Below are 19,796 nucleotides of genomic sequence, written 5' to 3' on the forward strand. Positions count from 1 at the left end.
AAAATCGGGCGCTAGATATCCATCCAGATCGTCACCGGACCATCGTTGGTCAGCGCAACCGCCATGTCCGCGCCAAAGCGGCCTTGGGCGGTGTCGATCCCCTCTGCGCGCATCCGGTCGGCGAAGTAAGCGTATAGGCGTTCGCCTTCAGCCGGAGGTGCCGCGGCAGAGAAGCCGGGACGATTGCCGCGCGTCGTATCAGCTGCGAGGGTAAACTGGCTGACGACCAGCGCCGCGCCGCCCGTATCGCGTAAGGACAGGTTCATCTTGCCTGCATCGTCTTTGAAAATCCGCAGCTTGGCGATTTTTGCGGCAAGCTGGTCGGCTTGCGTGTCGGTGTCACCCTCCATCGCGCAGACGAGTATCAGCAAACCGGGACCGATTTCACCGACCATTTCGCCGTCAACGGTGACGGAGGCGTTCGCGACCCGCTGGATCAGGGCGCGCATCAGGTCAGTTCCGTGCGCCAAGGCGGGTTGGCACCGGCGCGGGACACGGTGATTGCTGCCGTTTGCGCGCCGAGGGCCAGGGCATTGGTAATGTCAGATTCGCTTAGCGCCGCGATGCGGGATTTCGTCAACGCGCCCACATCGTGAAGCGCGGCGAGAAGGCCCGCGTTGAACGTATCGCCTGCGCCAACGGTGTCGGCGACGGTGACGGACGGCGCAGGGACGTGGATGCGGTGCGCGCCGCTATAGCCCGTGACGCCATCCGCACCTTCGGTGATGCAAACCAGCTTTGGTCCGCGCGACAGCAGTGTGTTCGCGTGCGCCTCGGTCGTGCCGTCACCCATCAGCCAGTGCAGGTCTTCGTCGGACAGTTTCACGATATCTGCCAGCGCCAGCATACGGTCGATCCGGGCGCGGTAGGCAGGCTCATCCGCGATGAAGGAGGGGCGGATATTCGGATCGATCATCGTCACGGCGCGGGGCGCTTCGCGTGCCATCAACGCCTCATAAACACTGCCGCAGGGTTCTGAGACGAGGGAGATGCCGCCGAAGAAATAGGCGTCTGCGGCGGTTTGGGGCAAGTCGCCCTCTGTCAGCATCCGACCTGCCGTGCCCTCATCATAAAACGCATAGCGGGCTTGGCCGTCGGTGAGCGTGACAAAGGCCAGCGTTGTCGGGCGGTCAGAGCGGGCGAGGGCCGCCGTTTCAACCTTGGACGCTGTCAGCGCATCGGCGAGCATAGCGCCAAACAGATCGCGCGACACACCGCTGAACAGCCCGACTGGCGCGCCCAGACGGCCGAGCGCTATCGCCGTGTTGAACACCGCGCCACCTACATGTGGTGCAAAGCCCGCACCGCCGTCGGTCAAGTCGCGCGGCAGCATGTCGATCAGGGATTCTCCGCAGCAGAGGATCATGGCGGCTCCGTTCTTGTTTGTTAGCGCTCTCAATGCCCTTGGTTTCGCTGAAATTCAAGGCCGGGAATTACTGTTGCGCGATGAGGTATCCGGCGATCCCGGCAACCATCGCGCCAAGGATAACGGCAATCGCGATCTTCCACGCAGACCACGGTCGTTCGCCCTGCACCCGCCCAGTGCGGCCATTGACGACAAAGCGATAAGTCTTGCCGCGGTATTTATATGCGGCGAGCCAGACCGGAAGCAGCACGTGTTTGAACGTGACATCCCCGATTGAAGTATTGATGTCGTGGATGCGCTGGCGGTCGCCGCCGATGTCGAATTTCACGTCGCGCTGGATGATGCGATCCATGTAAACGCGGGCTTCGCCAAAGCCTTCGTCCAGTTCCACCGTATACCCTTCGGCGCGAAACCCGGCGAGGTATTCGGGGCGGTAAGGTTCAAGCGCCGACAGATCCCAAGGCTCTAACCCATCAGTATAGCGTTTCGGCAGGCTGCGAGACGCGAGAACAAGCACATCGTCAAAAAACCGCGCCACGCGGCCCGCGGCCGGACGCCAGCGCACCTTTTGCACGCGCTGCTGAACCCGTTTGCCATCCCGCATCACTGTGCGGGTTTCGTAGTAAACAGTGCCCTGTTCGCCACGATAGCGGCTTTTCGTATCGGCATCGAAAGTCCAGTAGGGGACATAGACGCCTTGCATCTTACGGCCCTTTCGCGCGTAGTCCTGCAGCCCGGTCGGGGCAAACCACAGGCGGCCCAGCCAATCGGTCATCGCCTTGCGGGCAGAGCGCTCCTCAATCGCGAAAGGCAGTAGGGCGCGGGGTTTGATGTGGCGGTGCGTGCCGGTATCCGTAACGACAGGCGTTGCGCAGAACGGGCATTCTGTTGCGTGATCCGGGCCGCCGAGTTCGACCTGCGCGCCGCAATTCGGGCAGGACAGAACGCGGGTTTCTTCGATTTCAACGTCCGGAAGGTTCGCGTTCAGGGCGTCGCGGAAATCAAGCTCTCGGATGGTTTGGGGTTGCGGGCCATGCCCTTCAAGCGGTTGCGTATTGCCGCAGTGGTCGCAGGTCAGTTGCCCCGCGACGGGGTCGAACCTCAGGTCCGACCCACATGTGTTGCAGGGAAAGCGGTGTTCGGCTTGGGTGGGCGCTGGGGGTGGCGTGGGCGCCATGAGATTTCATGCCTCCGGCGGGAGTATTTCGGGCAAGATGAAACGGGATCAGCTACCGGGTGGTGGTGGCGGAAGAACGGTGAAAAGCTGAGCGAGTTCGTCGATATCCTCGGCCCTTTGCCAGCCGTCCTGTCCTGCAGTCCAAAGGTAGGTGTCGCGTGTGACCGTGCCGTCGGATGTCATCCGGCCAATCGCGGCGCGGGAATACGGCCCCTTCGTTTCACCGCCATCGGCGATATGCCAGACCTTTTCGACTGGCGGCGGCGGGGGCGGGGTTGCGGCACCCTTCACAACGCCCCACGGGCCGGCCTGCGCCATCTGGTTGGCCATCGCCATGCCCATGCCCATTCCAAGGCCAGCGCCCATGCCACCGCCTGCTGGGTTGGCGGCGGCCTCGCTCATCGCGTCGGCGGCGGAGTATTGGGTGAAGGCATTGAGATCCCCGATCATGCCCATCGACGTGCGTTTGTCGAGCGCCTGTTCGACCGCAGGCGGGAGCGAGATATTTTCGATATACAGCTCAGGCATGTTCAGCCCGTAAGCCGATACGGTTTCAGAGATTTGCGCGGCGACAAGCTTGCCCATGTCGGACGTATTCGCCGCCATGTCGAGCACGGGAATCCGCGAACTCGCGACCACGCGAGAGAACTCCTGCGTGATGATGTTGCGGATTTGGTAGCTGATTTCATCCATCGTGAATTCACCATCGGTCCCGACGATCTCGGTCAGGAACCGACCGGGTTCAGACACCTTCACGGTGTAGGTGCCGTAGGCGCGGATGCGGACCGCGCCGAATTCAGGATCGCGTAGGATCACCGGGTTCTTCGTGCCCCATTTCAGATCGTTGAACCGCGTCGTGTTGACGAAATAGATTTCTGATTTGAACGGCGATTTGAACCCGTGATCCCAGTGCTGGAGCGTTGTCAGGATCGGCATGTTGTTGGTTTCAAGCATGTAGAGACCGGGCGTGAACACATCGGCCAATTGCCCTTCATGCACGAAGACAGCGGCCTGGCCTTCGCGCACGGTCAGCTTGGCGCCATACTTGATTTCATGGCCTTCGCGTTCGAACCGCCAGACCATCGTGTCGCGCGTGTCGTCCGTCCATTCGATGACGTCGATGAATTCACCGGTCAGAAAATCAAGAATACCCATAAGTCACGCCTTTCGTCTCATTAATCAGGTGGAGCCGCCCATCAGATCTGCCGCGATGGTGCGCACGATCGGGCGGGCCTGCTCCGGGCCCATGCCGGGGGCAAGGCGCCGGTCGTAGAGGATGCGCAGCAGCAATTCGTCGTGTTTTGTCAGCAGGCCGAATTCCTCATCATCGTTGAAGATGGAAGGGCGGGCGTCGCGGCTGTCATTGGCAAGGCCAAGCCCCTGCGCCAGCTCTTCGTGGACACAGGACAGGCGGGTTAGGTCCGGGTGTTCTGCGCGGATCACGGCGACGGCCTTGGTATAGGCGTAGCTGCCGGAACCGGCGGAGAACGCATAGACATGGCACAGCGTCGAACGCGGCATAGTGAGGATCGACCGCGCCGTGCTTTCGTTAAGGTCGGGCACAAGCTGGCGCAGCGCAGATGCAAAGCCGCGGCGTTCGTTTTCGTTCAGGATCAGCACGTGGAAATTCGCGTTGGTGTTGGTCACGCTGATCGGGTGGCGCGTCGCGTTCGACAAGCGCCGCGCGTAGCGGGCGATGTTGTCGCGATCCGTCTTGCGTTGGGCAAGAGGCACGCTGGGGCCGAAGGTGACCCCGAAGCGAACCGCGCTTTCCCAACGGCGCAGATTGCTTTCCGTTTCGCGGGCGACAAGGCGCCCGCCCCGAAACTGGTATTCGTCAAACAGTGCGATGCGGATGAAATTCTCAACGACATCCTTGGTGTCAAACGGCGCGTCAGGGCCGCCGCCGTCGCGTCGCAGCAGCCCTTGCGTGACCAGATCGTTCTGCACGCTGGTAAGATATCGCTCCATCGCGACGCTTTCAGCAGATTGCGGGGCGACATTCGGGCCAAGGCTCGGCGGGCGAGGCGTCGGCACGGGGGATGAGGCGACGATCACCTCTTCACAGCCAGCTAGACCGACGACAAGCGCGGTCAGCAAGGCTGCGAAGAGTGGACGTTTAGTCATGCGGGTCCTTTAGCCGGGCACCGCAGTGCCGGAGGTGTCGCCGACACTATCACCACGGGCCTTTGCTGACGCAAGCGTGTCCTTGAGTTCACGCTCCATCTTTTTGAGCTCTTCCTCGGCGGCAGCACGTTTCGCTTTGCCCTCATCCGCGATCTGAAGGGATTCTTCGATCGTGGCGATCAGGTCGGCGTTTGCGGCCTTGACGGATTCAATGTCAAAGACGCCGCGCTCCATTTCCTCGCGGATAACCGTGTTGGCTTCGCGCAGGTTCTTGGCGTTTGAGGTGAGCAATTCGTTCGTCAGGTCATTCGCCTCACGCACAGCACCTGCCGCTTCGGCAGAGCGTTGGATCGTCACGGCCTGTGCCAGCTGAGTTTCCCAAAGCGGCACGGTGTTGACGAGGGTGGAGTTGATCTTGGTGACAAGCGATTTGTCATTTTCCTGCACCAGACGGATCGACGGAAGCGACTGCATCGTCACCTGCCGGGTCAGTTTCAGGTCGTGCACCCGGCGTTCAAGATCGTCGCGGGCGGCGCGCAGATCGCGCAGTTCCTGCGCTTTCATCACCTGATTTTTCTCGGCCGCCTTTTCGACCTGTTTTTCCTTCGCGGGGATGGTTTTTTCATCAAGCTCGCGCAGTTTCTCTTCGCCAGCAGAGATGTAAAGCGCAAGCTCGTCGTAAAAGCTAAGCGTCTTCTCATAAAGCTGATCGAGCGATTTGATGTCTTTCAGCAGCGTATGTTCGTGCTTCAGCAGGTTATCCGTGATCTTGTCGATTTGGGCCTGCACGGTTTCAAACTTCGCGATGAACTTTGCGAACGGCGCGGTGCGGCCCAGCAGGCGTTCCCACCAGCTAAGCTTGCGGCGCACGTCGAGTTCGCTGACCGAAAAGCCGCGGATCGTCGTTACGATGGATCGCAGGCTATCGCCGGCAGGGCCGACATCCTTGTTGCGGACGTCTTGCAGCATGGCCTGACTGATCTGTTGCAACTCTGCCTGCGCGGAGGAGCCGAAGGAGACGATAGAATTGGTATCCTCCATGTCGATTTCGCCCATCCGTTTTTTGATTTCGGCGGCGACGGGTTTTTCGGCCTGTGCCAGCGGTACAAGTTCGGTGGACGGTTCGGGCAGGATGACGGCGCTGACCTGTTCGACTTCGGCCAGAGTTGCCTGCGCCTTTTCGCGCGTTGTTTCGGACATGGAGTTCTCCCTCGTTAATCGTTCATTCGTTGTATTTGGATTCCATCGCGTTGCAGTCGTTCGCGCAGCACTTTGATTTCGACATCAAGATCGCTGCGATCGTCCAGCATCAGCGTGCGGGTTCGCGCGGTGAAGTTGTCTTCGAGGTCGGTCAGCAGCGCTTCGTAGTCGTCGCGGGCCTTCGCGTCGCGGGTGCGGGCGTAAAGGTCGGCGAATTTCACTGTCGCATCGCGCGCGCCCATTAGATAGACACCCATGTATTTGCGGGCGGCGGTCAGGTCGCGCGGGTCGTTTTCTACGGTGCGGAACATATCGCGGGCGGTGGTCTGAAAACGCTCAACCCGCCCCTCAAGCCGTCGGTCGCCTGCGCGTTTGATCGCGTCGGACATAGCGGTCAGGTGTTTTTCCGCTTCATCCACGATTCGGGCGACGCGGTCTGTCTGGAAGGTATCGACACCCTCCATCCCCTTGTTGCTAAGCGGGTCCGGGCCGAACGCGAAAAAGTGCAACCCCGTGCCAAGCCCGCCAAGCAGGATCGGCGCGACAAGCCCCCCACCTGTCGCGAAGGACGCGAGGAACAGGCCCGCCCCGGTCAGGAGAGAGCCGATAATCTTGCGCGGAAACGCCGGGCGTCGGGCTACCTTGCGGGCCTCATACGCCTCTTGCGCGATCAGCCCTTCGCGGGTCAGCCACGCAGCAAGGATCAGCACGCCGAACGCGGCCAGCATCATCACAAGGCCCGTCGGTTCCTGCCAGAACGCCCGGATTGCAAGTGGAAGTGGTGCGAAAAACAGCAGATTGGCACGGCCACCAACACGGGTGCGGCGCTTGCCCCGATAGGGGGTATCAAGGTCGCTTCTTGCCCCGTCGGGACTATATTTTCCGCCGAAACGCTCTGCCATCATACGCCCCCTGTGACAGAGACATAGAGGATCAATGCAACAAGAATGACAAAGGCCAGTTTTTGCAGGCCGGTTTCGCTCATTCAGATCCCTCCACAGCCCGAAAATTCGAGCACCCGCCTAGATATAGGCGAAGCGCCCGACGCAATCTACCCTGTGGGTTAGGGGGAATTATTGATGGGCGGCAGCACGCCTTTCCGCGTTCAGCTTGCGGGAATAGCCGGATTGGATGATTTCCACCGCAAACAGCACGATAACCGCAAAGTAGAAGGTGGATTTCGACATGGGAATAATGTCGTAGCCGAACACCTTGATTTGCAACGCATCGTCGTGCATCGCGTGGGCGGCCGCCGGTCCGGCCTCGCCCAGCAGGACGACACCGACGATCAGAAGGATAAACAGACCCAGCACCTCATACATCCGGTTCTTTTCAAGAAAACTGGTCACGCCATCTGCAAGCAGCAGCATCGCGGCACCCGACAGAAGGATCGCCGTCGCGAGGATCGGGAACACATCGGTGATCGCAAGCGCCGACAGGATCGAGTCAAAGCTGAAGATCAGGTTCATCAGAACGATCAGCAGCACGACCTGCGTGGCCGACTTGCCCGGCTTCTGATTGACGTCGGTGCCGAGATGTTCGATCGACAGCATATGCCCGATCTCTTTCACGGCGGTGTAAATGATGAATATACCCCCGAAAACAAAGACAACGGTGGCGAAGTTCACGCCGCCTTCGAGTATGCCGGGCCAGTTCATGATAAAGAACGGTTCGGCCAAGGCATCAATCAGCCGGATCATGACGAACAGCAGAATGACACGCAGCGCGACGGCAACGATAATGCCCCAGAACCGCACGGCTTTCTGGTGCGCGACAGGCGCGCGCTGGCTTTCGATTGAGATATACAGAAGGTTGTCGAACCCCAGCACCGCTTGCAAAAAGCACAGCATCAGAAGGTTGCCCAGGTTTTCGAAGGTCAGAAGTTCGGCCATGATCCGCCCCTAATAATGAAACACACTTGTTTCCCTCATAGCGCGGGGCGGCGCGGTTGAAAACGCCCTAGCGTTTGCGGGGGGTGTTCCGGGACGGGCGGCGGGTGCGTTGGGGCTTGGGTTTCGGGGCTTCACCAAGGCCAAGCTGGTCGCGCACGACGCGCTGTTTCAACTCTTCGACCTCGCCCGCTTTAAGCTGGCCAAGCTGGAAGGGGCCGTAGCTGACCCTGATCAGGCGGTTCACGTCTAGGCCGACATGCTCCATCGCGCGGCGGATTTCACGGTTTTTCCCCTCGCGCAGCGCCACGGTCAGCCACGCATTTGCGCCCTGCTGACGGTCGAGCGTCACTGTCATCGGCTGAAACTTCTCCCCGTCGATGGTTGCCCCTTTGCGGAGCGGGTCGAACATATCGTCCGTAGGGCGACCTTTGACGCGGACACGGTAGCGGCGCAGCCACCCGGTCGAGGGAAGTTCAAGGCGGCGCTTGATCTCTCCGTCATTGGTGAGCAGCAGCAGCCCTTCGGAATTGAGGTCAAGACGCCCGACGGACATGACACGCGGCATGTCATCGGGCAGGGCGTCAAACACCGTATCCCGGCCCTTTTCATCGCGGTTGGTCGTCACAAGGCCCGCAGGCTTGTGGTAAAGCCACAGGCGCGGGGGATCGGGTTCGCCCACCTCTTTCCCGTCAACGGTTATCTTGTCAGACGGCGTGACATTCAGCGCTGGGCTTTCGATTTTCTTACCATTCACGGTGACGCGGCCCGCTTCGATTATCCGCTCAGCCTCGCGGCGGGAAGCGATGCCCGCTCGGGCAAGCACTTTGGCAATCCGGTCGCCTTTCGGCGTCTCTTTTTTCGGCGTGTCGGTCATGGGAGTGGCCTTAGCGTGTCTGACCGAAAAGGGAAAGCGGCTTGGCAAGGACGCACGGGCAGGGCAGAGAAGGGGGATGAGCCCGTTCAATTCTCATATGGCCTTGGCATTAGATCAGGCGCGCGCCGCCGCTGAGCGTGGCGAAGTGCCGGTGGGTGCCGTTCTGGTGAACGAGGCGGGCGCGGTCGTTGCAACGGCGGGGAACCGGACACGGGAGTTGGCGGACCCGACGGCGCACGCGGAAATTCTGGTGATCCGCGAGGCGTGCCGCGCTGCCGGGTCGGATCGATTGCCGGGTCACAGCCTTTACGTGACGCTTGAACCTTGCCCGATGTGCGCAATGGCCCTCTCCGCCGCCCGGATTGCGCGGCTGTATTACGGGGCGGCCGACCCCAAATCCGGCGGTGTGGCGCAGGGGCCGCGTATCTTTGATCATCCGCAAGCGCATCATGTTCCCGAGGTTTATGACGGGATTGATGCTGGGGCCTCGGAACAATTGCTGAAGGCGTTTTTCGCGTCGCGCCGGTAGGAGCTTGCCCCCGACGGCAGATCCGTCTGCGGGGGCAAGGAATATGGATATTTAGAGAAAGATGAAAACCTAGAGGTCTATGGGCTGCATCACCTCCGGTTCGATGACGTTGACGCCGGGAAGGGCGGCGGAAAGCGTGTCTGCCGATTGTTCGAGGATCGGGAACGTCTTGTAGTGGCAGGGGATGACCGTCTTGAAGTCGAAGAAGCTCTTGGCGGCATAGGCGGCGCGTTTCATATCCATCGTGAAATGGCCACCGGCGGAGAGTATGCCGATATCGGGTTTGTGCAGGTCATTAAAGATTTTCATGTCGGACATCACGTCGGTATCGCCGGATTTGTAGATCGTGTGACCGTCGCCTTCGATCATGTAGCCGCATTCGGTGCCGGCGATGCGGGGGCCGCTATCGGTCGCGAAGGTAGAGCTGTGGATGGCGTTGACCATAGTGATTTTGATGCCGTTGACGTCGATCGTGCCGCCCTTGTTGAAGCCGACGGTTTCGATTTTCTCGTGCTCTTCCCAATAGCTCATCAGGTCGTATTGACCGAGGACCGGGATTTTCAGTTTCCTGGCAAGGGGAAGAACGTCGATCACGTGGTCGAAATGGCCGTGCGTCAGCAGGATGTGGGTGGCGCCCATCACAGCGGCGTCATGCTGATCTTCGGGAAGCATCGGGTTGCCAGTCAGCCACGGGTCGAGCAGCAGAACCTGCCCGCCGATTTCAAACCGAAAGCTGCCATGTCCAAGCCAGATGATTTTCATAACGTCCTCCTCTATCAGTTTCGCACAGCCTAGCGTTTCGTTTCACGGCGTCAAAGCGCCGTGGGTGGCCTTGCGAGCGCGGGGCAGGGGCGCTAAACGACAGGCAACATAGAAACGGAGAGCCCCATGTCGATCGACAAGGACACAGCGCGCCGGGTGGCGCATCTGGCCCGTATCTGGGTGGAAGAGGACGCGTTGCCCGCGCTGGCAGGCGAATTCAACGCGATCCTCGGGTTTATCGAGCAGTTGAACGAAGTCGACGTCGAGGGGGTTGAGCCGATGACCTCGGTTACACCGATGCGCCTGAAACGGCGCACGGATGAGGTGACGGATGGCAACCAGCAGGACAAGGTTCTGTCAAACGCGCCGGACGCGCGTGAAGGGTTCTTTGCGGTTCCGAAGGTGGTGGAATAATGGGCGAGTTGAACACACTGACGATTGCCGAAGCACGGGATAGCTTGCGAGCGGGGGATGTCACTTCGGCTGAACTGACCGAAGCGTGCCTGACCGAGATTGAAGGCGCGGGCATTCTGAACGCCTTTGTCCACAACACGCCGGAGATCGCCCGCGAACAGGCGAAAACGGCGGATGCGCGGATCGCCAAAGGCGACGCGCCAGCGATGTGCGGTATCCCGCTGGGTATCAAAGACTTGTTCTGCACCAAGGGCGTCGCCTCGCAAGCTGGGTCGGCGATTTTGGACGGGTTCAAGCCGGAATATGAGTCGACCATCACCCAGCAGCTTTGGGACGCGGGGAGCGTGATGCTCGGCAAGCTCAACATGGATGAGTTTGCGATGGGGTCGTCGAACGAGACCTCAACCTATGGCAACGCGGTGAACCCATGGCGGCGCGGCAATGACGATGCGGAATTGACTCCTGGTGGCTCGTCCGGTGGATCGGCGAGCGCCGTGGCCGCGGACCTGTGCCTTGGTGCGACAGGAACGGATACGGGCGGGTCGATCCGCCAGCCTGCCGCGTTTGCGGGGATCACCGGAATCAAGCCGACCTATGGGCGCTGTTCCCGTTGGGGCGTGATCGCGTTCGCAAGCTCTCTGGATCAGGCGGGGCCGATGACGAAATCCGTACGCGATGCGGCGATCATGCTCGAAACGATGTGTGGCCACGACCCGAAGGATTCGACCAGCGCGGAACTTGCCGTGCCGAATTTTGAAGCGGCGCTAACCGGCGACATTCGAGGCAAGAAAATCGGCATTCCCAAGGAATACCGGATGGACGGAATGCCGGACGAGATTGAAAAGCTATGGTCCGACGGCACTGCGATGCTGAAAGATGCGGGGGCCGAAATCGTCGATATCACGCTGCCGCATACCAAATACGCGCTGCCCGCCTACTACGTGATCGCACCGGCTGAGGCGTCGAGCAACCTCGCCCGGTATGACGGTGTGCGTTACGGTCACCGCGCGAAGCTAAGCCAGGGCGACGGCATCAACGACATGTATGAAAAGACCCGTGCCGAAGGGTTTGGACCCGAGGTGCAGCGCCGTGTGATGGTTGGCACTTACGTGCTGTCCGCCGGGTTCTATGATGCCTATTACAACCGCGCGCGGAAGGTGCGGACGCTTATCAAGAAGGACTTTGAGGATGTGTTCGCCCAAGGAATCGATGCGATCCTGACACCTGCGACCCCGTCTTCGGCCTTTGGTCTTGGCGAAATGGCGGATGCCGATCCGGTCCAGATGTATCTGAACGACGTCTTTACCGTGACGGTGAACCTCGCGGGGCTTCCGGGCATCGCGGTTCCGGCGGGACTCGACAAGCAGGGGTTGCCATTGGGGCTGCAATTGATTGGCAAGCCGTGGGAAGAGGGTGAATTGCTCAACTCCGCCTATGTGTTGGAGCAGGCGGCAGGTTTTGTTTCCAAACCCGGTAAATGGTGGTAAAACCCCCGTCAAAATGAAAAAGGCAGGTATGGTTTGATGCGGTTTCTTGTCCCGATGATATCGGCGCTTGCGCTTGTCGCGTGCACCCAAGAGGCGCCCGACAGCGGATCCGGCGTTGGTTTCCAAAGCTACCCGGAGTATTTGCGCCAGCAAGCCGCGCGGGATGCTGCGTTGCGTGGTCAGGCCCAGCCCGGTGCGGCGCAAACGCAGGACCCTGTCCTGACACCGCAAGAACGCCAGCAGATACTGGGTGCCGACGCAGGTGCAGCACCGACGGGTGCGCCCGCGACGCCAGCGGCGCCGGTCAATAATGCCGGAATCTCGGATGAACAGAACTTTGATGCCGTATCGAACCGCGAAACCATCGCGAGCGACCGTCAGCGGATCGAACAAAACCGCCAGCAATATCAGGTGATCCAGCCGACGGCGCTGCCACAGCGCACAGGGTCGGGTGGGCCGAACATCGTTGAATATGCGCTGTCCACGACGAACACTGTCGGGCAGTCGCAATATAGCCGGTCGATGCTGTTGGCCGAATCTCGTTTCAACCGCAACTGTGCGAAATACGGATCGTCCGATCTGGCGCAGGAGGATTTCTTGCGTTCTGGCGGGCCGCAGCGGGACCGCAAGGGGCTTGACCCCGATGGCGACGGGTTCGCCTGTTACTGGGATCCGGCGCCGTTCCGTGCCGCGCGTCGCGCGCGCAACTGATCGACAGTGATCTGGCGCCCGTCCCCCAATTTCGGGTCTCGGCGCGATGGGGCGCTGCCCGATCTGATCGTTCTTCACTACACTGCGATGGAAAGCTGCGCGGCGGCGTGTGATCGTTTGTGTGATCCTGACTGCGAAGTCTCCGCCCACTATCTGATCGCCGAGGATGGTGAGGTTTTTCAGCTGGTCGACGAAGAAATGCGCGCCTGGCACGCCGGGGCGGGGGCATGGGGGGACGTGACGGACGTGAACTCCCGCTCTATCGGGATAGAGCTTGCCAATACCGGGGCCGATCCCTTTCCAGACGCGCAGATGCGGGTGTTGGAGGGGCTGCTCTCCGACATCGTGGCCCGTTGGTCCATTCCACCTCAGCGTATCATCGGCCATTCCGACATGGCGCCGGGGCGCAAGCGCGATCCGGGGCCGTTGTTCGACTGGCAGCGGCTTGCAGCGAAGGGGCTTTCTGTTTGGCCGGAAGCTGAACCAGCGGCGGCGACTTCATCGTTTCGCCAATGCGCTACGACGTTCGGCTACCCGGACTCAGCCAATGACGAAGACCTGCTCGCCGCTTTCCGGTTGCGGTTCCGGCCACAGGCCGACGGCCCGCTTCAGGCCGAGGATACCCGCCTGATCGCAGACCTTGCCCGCCGCTTCCCCGTTGACCGGGCGGCGACAAGCGCCTAAGTCCCGTTTCGCGCGGATGGCTGGATGGCCGCACCTTTCGGGGTGAGGAAAGTCCGGACTCCATAAAGCAACGGTGCCGGGTAACGCCCGGCCGGGGCAACCCGAGGGAAAGCGCCACAGAGAACAGACCGCTGTCGTTCAGGTCGGGCAACCGAAACCGCCGGCAGCAAGGGTGAAACGGTGGGGTAAGAGCCCACCGCCTGGCTGGTAACAGTCGGGGCATGGCAAGCCCCACCGGGAGCAATGCCGAATAGGGACCGCGCGCGGGGGCAACCTCGCAGGGCCGCTTTGCCCCAGCAGGTCCGGGTTGGCAGCTAAAGCACGTCGGCAACGGCGTGCGCAGAGGAATGGTCATCCATTGGCGGGGCAACCCGCCGGGGACAGAATCCGGCTTACAGGCCATCCGCGCGTTTTAATTTGGCAGATGTTGGGTGGAGTTGCCGCTCGCACTCTCGGCGGCTACCTCATATCATCAATGCCATCGCAGCAACCGAAAGGCGGCTAGAATGGCTCCCAGTTCAGGCGGCATGCCGATCAACGACTTTGAGACAGAGAGGCTGTCGGTGCGCCATTGGTCCTCCAGCCTCAAGGACGACGTGAAACGGCGCGACCTTCTTGCGGCATTGGAGAATATGCTTACCCCCAAAATTCTCAAAGAACTGCCACCGTCGATGCAGGTTGATGACACTCCGACCGCGGTATCGGAGTGGGTCGATGCGCGCGCAGAGGAAAGTGACGTTTACGTGGTAAGTGTCACGCCAAAGGGTGACCTGTGTGGGCTTCTGATCCTCGTCAAAGAACTCGAATCTGCCGCCGTCCCGACGATTCATATGGGTTATCTGTTCGCAGAACAGGCGTGGGGAAACGGGTATGCGACCGAAGTGATCGAGGGCGTTTTGCAGGCCGCTAGCGACGCTGCGCCGTTATGTTTTGTAGGCGGCGTCACAAAAGAGAATGGCGCGTCGGCGCACATCTTGCGGAAACTGGGCTTTGCATTGCAGCCGGAACTGTCGACGGGCGACACGGATATCTTTTCCAAGACCGTCGCGGCCGGATGAATGATGGTTGATTTCCCCTCATAGCGTCCTTTCCGCTTCGCCGCTTAACGCTATGCTAATTCCAACACAGCAACAGGTGAACCATGTCCCTGACCGTATTCCTCGCCGTGATCTTTGCCGCGATGCTTCACGCGACGTGGAACGCGTTGGTAAAGGGCGGGGCGGATAAACATCTGGCGATGACGGCGGTGGTTTTGGGACACGTGCCGATTGCGGTTGTTGCTGCGGTCTTCATGCCGCTTCCGGCCTTCGAAAGCCTGCCTTACCTCATCGCCGGGATCGCGCTGCATGTCGGGTATCAGCTGTTTCTACTCTATGCCTACCGGCTTGGCGATCTGACGCAGGTGTATCCAATCGCGCGGGGGTCTGCGCCGCTGCTGGTCGCGGCGATTTCGGTGGTGTTTCTGGGTGTCCATCTCAATGGGACCGAACTGCTCGCCATCGTGACGATCGGTGCGGGGATCATCAGCCTTGGCCTTGTGCAGCGCAGTGATGGGCTACGTAACGGCCGGGCAGCGATGTTCGCGCTCGCGACCGGGGGATTCATCGCGGCCTATTCGCTTGTCGATGGGACGGGCGCGCGGCTGGCGGGCACAGCGACTGGGTTCTACGCATGGCTCGCACTAGGAAATGCGGTGGCATTTGCGGCGCTTATCACGCGGATCAGCCCCGGCACCCTGGCGCGGGTTCCGACAGAGGGGCGGCGGGTTTTCGTTATCGGCGGATCGGCGTCGTTCCTTGCCTATGCCTTCGTGACGTGGGCGTTCACCCAAGCGCCGATTGCGCTCGTGACGGCTTTGCGTGAAACCAGCATCGTGTTCGCCCTGCTGATCGGCGTGTTTTTCCTGCGTGAACGGCTTGACCTTGCCAAGGTGGCATCGACCTTTCTGACGCTGATCGGCGCGGGCCTGCTGCGCTATGCTAGATAAGGCATCACGACCCGCCGTTCTGCCAGAATTCTGGTTGACTCGGGGCGGCAAGCGCGTAAAAGGCGGGCTTCAAGGATTTCACGGGTGGCCGTCAAACGCAGTTTTGCGCCGCCCCGTCGACTGGAGAGACCAATGGCGAAGCCGACCACAATCAAGATCCGCCTGAACTCGTCTGCGGGCACGGGCCACTTTTACGTGACCAAAAAGAACGCTCGTACCATGACCGAGAAAATGGTCGTGAAGAAATACGACCCCGTTGTGCGCAAGCATGTCGAATATAAGGAAGGCAAGATCAAGTAAGATCGCCTGACATTCCCGACAGAGCAAGCCGCACGGACCCCCGCGCGGCTTTTTCTTTTTCTCCGCTGCGCGTCCCAACCGCAGAGGAGCCGACCATGTGCCCCGACAGCAAGACCCTCACGATCCGCCCGACGACGATGGCCGATTTCGGCGCCGTCGACGCGCTGCTGGCCCGCAGCTATCCGGTGCTGCTGAAGGCGGATTATAAGCCATCTGTGATGGTCACAGCGCTTCCCATGATCTCAAAAGCGCAATCCCGACTGTTGCGGTGTGGCACGTATTTCCTGGCGGAGGATGAGGCGGGCCAAGTTCTGGCCGCAGGTGGCTGGACGCGCACCGGGCCGGGTGGCCGGGGCGGGCGGCCAAGTGTTGGCCATATCCGGCATGTCGTGACCGATCACCGCGCCACTCGGCAGGGGATCGGGCGGGCGTTGATGGAGCATGTTCTTGGCAGCGCCCGCGCGGCGGGGGTCGAAACGCTCGATTGTCTCAGCACGCTGACGGCGGTGCCGTTCTATGGCGCGATGGGGTTTCAGACGATTGGTGCGGTTGAACTTAGCCTCGCTCCGGGTATCCGGTTTCCGGCGGTTCAGATGGAGCGGCGCCTTTAGGTCAGCAGGGCCAGCGCCAGCGCAAGTAACGCGCCGATCTGGGCAAGCATCGTCAGTAGCATACCGTAGAATCGAAGCCGCCAGTGCAGCCCGTGAATGCCAAAATACGACGCGTGCATCAGGCGGCCGAGGCCGAAGGTCAGCGCGAGCCCGATCAGCATGATGGTGGGCGCGGCGTTCATCTCGGCCAGGCCGAGAATGATCAGGAACAGGGGTATCTGTTCGGCGGCGTTCGCGTGGCCCCGGATGCGTTTTTGCATCGCCCTGTCGCCCCCATCGCCAAGAACGACGCCATCACCGCGTCGCTTCAGAATGACGGAGAATGTCAGGGCGACGTAAAGCACGCCAGCGAGTAGCGCAGTGCAGGCGGTGATCGGCAGGATCGCGTCGTCGGGCATTCGATGTCCTTTCACAAAAAAAGGGCCGGTCATTGACGACCGGCCCTTCCGTGTTTCTTCGTCGCGTTCTTTATTCGCGGCTGCCGAACAGTTGCAGCAGGAACATGAACATGTTGATGAAGTCGAGGTAGAGGTTCAGCGCACCCATGATGGCCGCTTTGCCCAACCACTCCTGATCGCCATGTGCGGCGTGCTGGATGTAGGTCGTCTTGATCTTCTGCGTGTCATAGGCGGTCAGACCCGCGAAGATCAGCACACCAAGGATCGAAATCACGTACATGATCATTGGCGATTGCAGGAACAGGTTGACGATCATCGCTACGATTAGGCCGATCACACCCATGATAAGGAACGATCCCCAAGCGGAGATATCCTTTTTCGTGGTGTAGCCCCAAAGGCTAAGACCGGCGAAGGCGATGGATGTCACAAGGAACACCTGCGCGATCGACATGCCCGTAAAGGCCACGAAAATCCAGCTGAGCGACAAACCCATCACAGCCGCGAAGGCGTAGAAGAATAGCTGCGCGCCAGCGGCGGACAGTTTGTTGATCATGGCACCGAATGCGAAAACCATGATCAGCGGGGCAAACATCACGATCCAGCCGAGTATGTTCGGCTGAAGGGTCGCGGGGTCACGGAAGATTCCGAGCAGGGCAGGGTTGCTGCCAACAGCCCACGCGACCGCAAAGGTCAGCAACATGCCAACGGACATGGTGCTATACACCTTGTTCATATGGGCGCGTAGCCCTTCATCTATTGCGGCGGTACGGGTTCCGACCCGTGCGTCGACTTGGTGGAATTCTGCCATGTTTGGGCCTCCAAATTGGTTCGTCTGGTAGGCCGCCAAGAAAATGGCCGCCTTCACCAGTGAATATCGGCAAACGCGGCCTTGTTTTCAAGGTTTTCCGACAAAATCGGTATATTTTATTTCCGCGGGGCTAGCGCAACCAATGGTCCGGTGCGTCCCACATCGGTCGGGAAACCTCCCGATCAACGTCGCGACGGGTCAATCCGATATCGCGAAGTGCTGCATCGTCAAGCCGATCAAGGTGCAATCGCTGGCGACGTAGGGCGAATGCGTGGCCGATCCGGGCGAGCAGGCCAAGGCGGCGGGGTTGGCACGAAGCGATACAACCGACCGCTTGGGTTTGGGCATGATGTGACATGGTGTATCCTTTCGTATTCCTGATGTAAGGTCGCCGTTTAATCACGATGGTTGATAGATAGGCGATTTTCGTGCATATTAGAAATGAATGATAATTCGATTAACCATCAAGGAATGTGATGTGGCGAGAAATCTGGATATGACGGCGCTCCGCTCGTTTGTGGCGGTTGCGGATTCGGGTGGGGTGACAAAGGCGGCGGGCTTCCTGCATCTGACGCAATCCGCCGTTTCGATGCAGTTGAAGCGGTTGGAGGAGTCGCTGGACACCAAGCTGCTGGATCGCTCGTCCCGCCAGATTTCGCTGACCGCAGCGGGGGAGCAGTTGCTTGGCTACGCCCGTCGGATGCTTGAGTTGAACGATGAAGTCTTCGGACGCCTGACCAACGACGCGTTTGAGGGCGAGATTGTGCTGGGCGTGCCGCATGATATCGTCTATCCGGCGATCCCCGACGTGCTGAAGCGGTTCAACGCGCAGTATCCGCGCGTGAAGGTGCAGCTTTTATCTTCCTACACGCGCAAACTGCGCGAGCTGTTCGGGCAGGGGCGTTGCGACATCATTGTGACGACAGAAGATCACTGCGACGCCGGGGGCGAAACGCTTATCGAACTGCCGCTCGTGTGGATCGGCGCGCCGGGTGGGTCGGCGTGGAAATCACGACCCTTAAGGCTCGCCTACGAACAGAACTGTATTTTTCGCGTGGGCGTTCAGGAGGCGTTGGACAAGGCCGGTATCCCGTGGGAAATGGCCGTCGAATCCGAAAACAGCCGCACGATCGAAGCCAGCGTCAGCGCCGACCTCGCCGTGACGACAGTGCTGGAGGGGGTCGCCGCACCCTATCTTGAAGAGATCCCGCATGGCTGCACCTTGCCGGATTTGACCAGTAAACAGGTCAATATCTACGTGTCAGATCTGGCAATGGGGCAGGCAGCACAGGATCTGGTCGGGTTCATCCGCGATGGCTATTGCTGCTTGCGGGGTGTCACGACGACTTTCCCGGTCGAACGGCGGCTGCGCAAAAGCTCAAGCGCGGCGCTGGCCTGATCCAGCGGCAGAACGTGGCTGACATGCGGCTTGAGCGCGCCATTGGCATACCAGCCAAACAGCGTGGCAAGGCTGTCGGTCAGGGCACCCGGATTGAACTTGAGGTAGCCCCCCCAATAAAACCCGAAGAGGGAAACGTTCTTGACCAGCAAATGATTGGCCGGGATTGACGGTATGTCACCGCTGGCAAATCCGATGACGAGCATCCGCGCCTCGGGCTTGCAGGCCCGGAACGCTTCGGTGAAAAGCGGCCCGCCGACCGGATCATAGACGACATCCGCGCCACCCAAGGCACGCACCGCTTCGCGTAGGTCATCCGTTTCGCTATCAATCAGGTGATCTGCACCAGCAGATTTCGCAACGGCCAGCTTGTCCTTACCCCGCGCCACAGCGATCACCGTCGCGCCCATCTGCTTGCCGATTTCAACGGCGGTCAGGCCGACGCCGCCCGCCGCGCCAAGGACAAGCAGCGTTTCACCCGCCTGCAACTGCGCCCGCCGCGCAAGCGCAAGATGCGAGGTGCCGTAGGCGATCTGGAACGCGGCGGCATCCTCAAACGACATCGCATCGGGGAGGGGCACACATTGATCGGCGCGAAAGACACCGTATTCCGCGAGGCCCCCACCGCCGGAAAAAACTGCGACGCGGGTGCCGATTTTTGCCGGATCGACATCTGCCCCGACAGCCTCGACCACGCCCGCGAGTTCCATGCCAAGCGTGAATGGAGGGGTGGGCGTTTCCTGATAGCTGCCTTTTATCATCAGAAGGTCGGCAAAATTCAGCCCACAGGCCGCGATGCGGATCAGAACCTCACCGGCGCCCGGTTCTGGGCGGTCAATCTCAACCAGTTCGGCGGGATGGTCTGCTTTCGTGACTTGATATGCGTGCATTCGTAGCGGCCTTCGCGTTGCTTTGTGAGCGTTGGAAAAGCCCTACGCGCTCAGCTTTCCGGCTGCAATTTGCAAAATGCGACAATCTTGAGAGGTTAACTTTTGCAAAATGCGATGCAATATGCAAAACACGTATCGGGGGAGCGTCAGGTATGTCCTTCCTCTGATGGGGTAGGGGTG

At 60.4% G+C, this 19,796-nt stretch carries 24 protein-coding genes and 1 other RNA gene; 11 read left to right on the plus strand and 14 right to left on the minus strand.

Features of this window, described 5'->3' with window-relative positions; genetic code table 11:
• Positions 1-11: 11 nt before the first annotated feature.
• The 9 genes from dtd to ACEWPJ_RS03810 all read right to left on the minus strand — a co-directional run bounded on the left by dtd (position 12) and on the right by ACEWPJ_RS03810 (position 8,636).
• Positions 12-449, minus strand: a complete 438-nt coding sequence (dtd, locus tag ACEWPJ_RS03770; protein WP_416511000.1) for a D-aminoacyl-tRNA deacylase — start codon at positions 447-449, stop codon at positions 12-14.
• Positions 449-1,366, minus strand: coding sequence for a carbohydrate kinase family protein (locus ACEWPJ_RS03775; RefSeq protein WP_416511001.1), 918 nt, complete (start codon positions 1,364-1,366; stop codon positions 449-451). Before ACEWPJ_RS03775 ends, dtd begins: the two co-directional genes overlap by 1 nt.
• Positions 1,367-1,433: 67 nt before the next feature.
• Positions 1,434-2,543 (minus strand): primosomal protein N' (replication factor Y) - superfamily II helicase, encoded by a 1,110-nt coding sequence (locus ACEWPJ_RS03780; protein ID WP_416511003.1) that lies wholly within the window; start codon positions 2,541-2,543, stop codon positions 1,434-1,436.
• A 48-nt stretch (positions 2,544-2,591) separates the two neighbouring features.
• Positions 2,592-3,698: an SPFH domain-containing protein gene (locus ACEWPJ_RS03785; protein ID WP_416511004.1), complete on the minus strand. Its 1,107-nt coding sequence runs from the start codon at positions 3,696-3,698 to the stop codon at positions 2,592-2,594.
• Positions 3,699-3,722: 24 nt separating this feature from the next.
• A complete protein-coding gene (locus tag ACEWPJ_RS03790) occupies positions 3,723-4,670 on the minus strand; it encodes a DUF2927 domain-containing protein (RefSeq protein WP_416511006.1) in 948 nt (315 codons plus the stop codon).
• A gap of 9 nt (positions 4,671-4,679) precedes the next feature.
• Complete coding sequence (locus tag ACEWPJ_RS03795; RefSeq protein ID WP_416511008.1) at positions 4,680-5,870, minus strand: toxic anion resistance protein; 1,191 nt, start codon at positions 5,868-5,870, stop codon at positions 4,680-4,682.
• 14 nt (positions 5,871-5,884) lie between these two features.
• The gene (locus tag ACEWPJ_RS03800) at positions 5,885-6,772 is read right to left on the minus strand and encodes a 5-bromo-4-chloroindolyl phosphate hydrolysis family protein (RefSeq protein WP_416511009.1); all 888 of its coding nucleotides are present in this window, start codon (positions 6,770-6,772) and stop codon (positions 5,885-5,887) included.
• 171 nt (positions 6,773-6,943) lie between these two features.
• Positions 6,944-7,762: a TerC family protein gene (locus ACEWPJ_RS03805; protein WP_416511011.1), complete on the minus strand. Its 819-nt coding sequence runs from the start codon at positions 7,760-7,762 to the stop codon at positions 6,944-6,946.
• Between the two features lie 67 nt (positions 7,763-7,829).
• On the minus strand, positions 7,830-8,636 hold the full coding sequence (locus ACEWPJ_RS03810; RefSeq protein ID WP_416511012.1) for a pseudouridine synthase: 807 nt from the start codon (positions 8,634-8,636) through the stop codon (positions 7,830-7,832).
• Positions 8,637-8,712: 76 nt separating this feature from the next.
• Here ACEWPJ_RS03810 and ACEWPJ_RS03815 point away from each other — a divergent pair, with 76 nt between their 5' ends.
• Positions 8,713-9,165 carry a nucleoside deaminase gene (locus ACEWPJ_RS03815; protein ID WP_416511013.1) on the plus strand — a complete coding sequence of 151 codons (453 nt, stop codon included), beginning with the start codon at positions 8,713-8,715 and terminating at the stop codon, positions 9,163-9,165.
• Positions 9,166-9,234: 69 nt separating this feature from the next.
• On the opposite strand, the gene ACEWPJ_RS03820 is transcribed toward ACEWPJ_RS03815, so the two are convergent.
• Entirely contained in the window at positions 9,235-9,927 is a 693-nt protein-coding gene (locus ACEWPJ_RS03820) for a metal-dependent hydrolase (RefSeq protein ID WP_416511015.1), read from the minus strand.
• Between the two features lie 126 nt (positions 9,928-10,053).
• Here ACEWPJ_RS03820 and gatC point away from each other — a divergent pair, with 126 nt between their 5' ends.
• From gatC to ACEWPJ_RS03865, 9 genes are all read left to right on the plus strand, one after another.
• Positions 10,054-10,341 carry an Asp-tRNA(Asn)/Glu-tRNA(Gln) amidotransferase subunit GatC gene (gene gatC, locus ACEWPJ_RS03825; protein ID WP_416511016.1) on the plus strand — a complete coding sequence of 96 codons (288 nt, stop codon included), beginning with the start codon at positions 10,054-10,056 and terminating at the stop codon, positions 10,339-10,341.
• The gene (gatA, locus tag ACEWPJ_RS03830) at positions 10,341-11,828 is read left to right on the plus strand and encodes an Asp-tRNA(Asn)/Glu-tRNA(Gln) amidotransferase subunit GatA (protein ID WP_416511018.1); all 1,488 of its coding nucleotides are present in this window, start codon (positions 10,341-10,343) and stop codon (positions 11,826-11,828) included. Before gatC ends, gatA begins: the two co-directional genes overlap by 1 nt.
• 36 nt (positions 11,829-11,864) lie before the next feature.
• Positions 11,865-12,539 (plus strand): hypothetical protein, encoded by a 675-nt coding sequence (locus ACEWPJ_RS03835; RefSeq protein WP_416511019.1) that lies wholly within the window; start codon positions 11,865-11,867, stop codon positions 12,537-12,539.
• Positions 12,540-12,545: 6 nt separating this feature from the next.
• On the plus strand, positions 12,546-13,223 hold the full coding sequence (locus tag ACEWPJ_RS03840; protein ID WP_416511021.1) for an N-acetylmuramoyl-L-alanine amidase: 678 nt from the start codon (positions 12,546-12,548) through the stop codon (positions 13,221-13,223).
• 12 nt (positions 13,224-13,235) lie between these two features.
• Positions 13,236-13,634: RNase P RNA component class A (gene rnpB / locus ACEWPJ_RS03845), an RNA gene on the plus strand.
• Positions 13,635-13,729: 95 nt separating this feature from the next.
• Positions 13,730-14,281 carry a GNAT family N-acetyltransferase gene (locus tag ACEWPJ_RS03850; protein ID WP_416511022.1) on the plus strand — a complete coding sequence of 184 codons (552 nt, stop codon included), beginning with the start codon at positions 13,730-13,732 and terminating at the stop codon, positions 14,279-14,281.
• Between the two features lie 83 nt (positions 14,282-14,364).
• Positions 14,365-15,210 (plus strand): EamA family transporter, encoded by an 846-nt coding sequence (locus ACEWPJ_RS03855; protein ID WP_416511024.1) that lies wholly within the window; start codon positions 14,365-14,367, stop codon positions 15,208-15,210.
• Between the two features lie 132 nt (positions 15,211-15,342).
• Entirely contained in the window at positions 15,343-15,510 is a 168-nt protein-coding gene (gene rpmG, locus ACEWPJ_RS03860; RefSeq protein WP_055082637.1) for a 50S ribosomal protein L33, read from the plus strand.
• Between the two features lie 95 nt (positions 15,511-15,605).
• Positions 15,606-16,121, plus strand: a complete 516-nt coding sequence (locus ACEWPJ_RS03865) for a GNAT family N-acetyltransferase (RefSeq protein WP_416511026.1) — start codon at positions 15,606-15,608, stop codon at positions 16,119-16,121.
• Here ACEWPJ_RS03865 and ACEWPJ_RS03870 read toward each other — a convergent pair.
• From ACEWPJ_RS03870 to ACEWPJ_RS03880, 3 genes are all read right to left on the minus strand, one after another.
• Positions 16,118-16,519 (minus strand): MAPEG family protein, encoded by a 402-nt coding sequence (locus ACEWPJ_RS03870; protein ID WP_416511028.1) that lies wholly within the window; start codon positions 16,517-16,519, stop codon positions 16,118-16,120. The genes ACEWPJ_RS03865 and ACEWPJ_RS03870 overlap by 4 nt on opposite strands.
• 70 nt (positions 16,520-16,589) lie before the next feature.
• Positions 16,590-17,327 (minus strand): Bax inhibitor-1 family protein, encoded by a 738-nt coding sequence (locus tag ACEWPJ_RS03875; RefSeq protein ID WP_416511030.1) that lies wholly within the window; start codon positions 17,325-17,327, stop codon positions 16,590-16,592.
• A 130-nt stretch (positions 17,328-17,457) separates the two neighbouring features.
• Positions 17,458-17,685 carry a DUF1127 domain-containing protein gene (locus ACEWPJ_RS03880; protein ID WP_416511032.1) on the minus strand — a complete coding sequence of 76 codons (228 nt, stop codon included), beginning with the start codon at positions 17,683-17,685 and terminating at the stop codon, positions 17,458-17,460.
• 120 nt (positions 17,686-17,805) lie between these two features.
• Here ACEWPJ_RS03880 and ACEWPJ_RS03885 point away from each other — a divergent pair, with 120 nt between their 5' ends.
• Positions 17,806-18,726, plus strand: a complete 921-nt coding sequence (locus ACEWPJ_RS03885) for a LysR family transcriptional regulator (protein ID WP_416511034.1) — start codon at positions 17,806-17,808, stop codon at positions 18,724-18,726.
• On the opposite strand, the gene ACEWPJ_RS03890 is transcribed toward ACEWPJ_RS03885, so the two are convergent.
• Entirely contained in the window at positions 18,645-19,616 is a 972-nt protein-coding gene (locus tag ACEWPJ_RS03890; protein ID WP_416511035.1) for an NADPH:quinone oxidoreductase family protein, read from the minus strand. The two genes, ACEWPJ_RS03885 and ACEWPJ_RS03890, sit on opposite strands and share 82 nt — an antisense overlap.
• Positions 19,617-19,796: the final 180 nt, after the last annotated feature.

Origin of the sequence: Aliiroseovarius sp. YM-037, assembly GCF_048060095.1 — a bacterium.
GTDB lineage: Bacteria > Pseudomonadota > Alphaproteobacteria > Rhodobacterales > Rhodobacteraceae > JBLUOA01.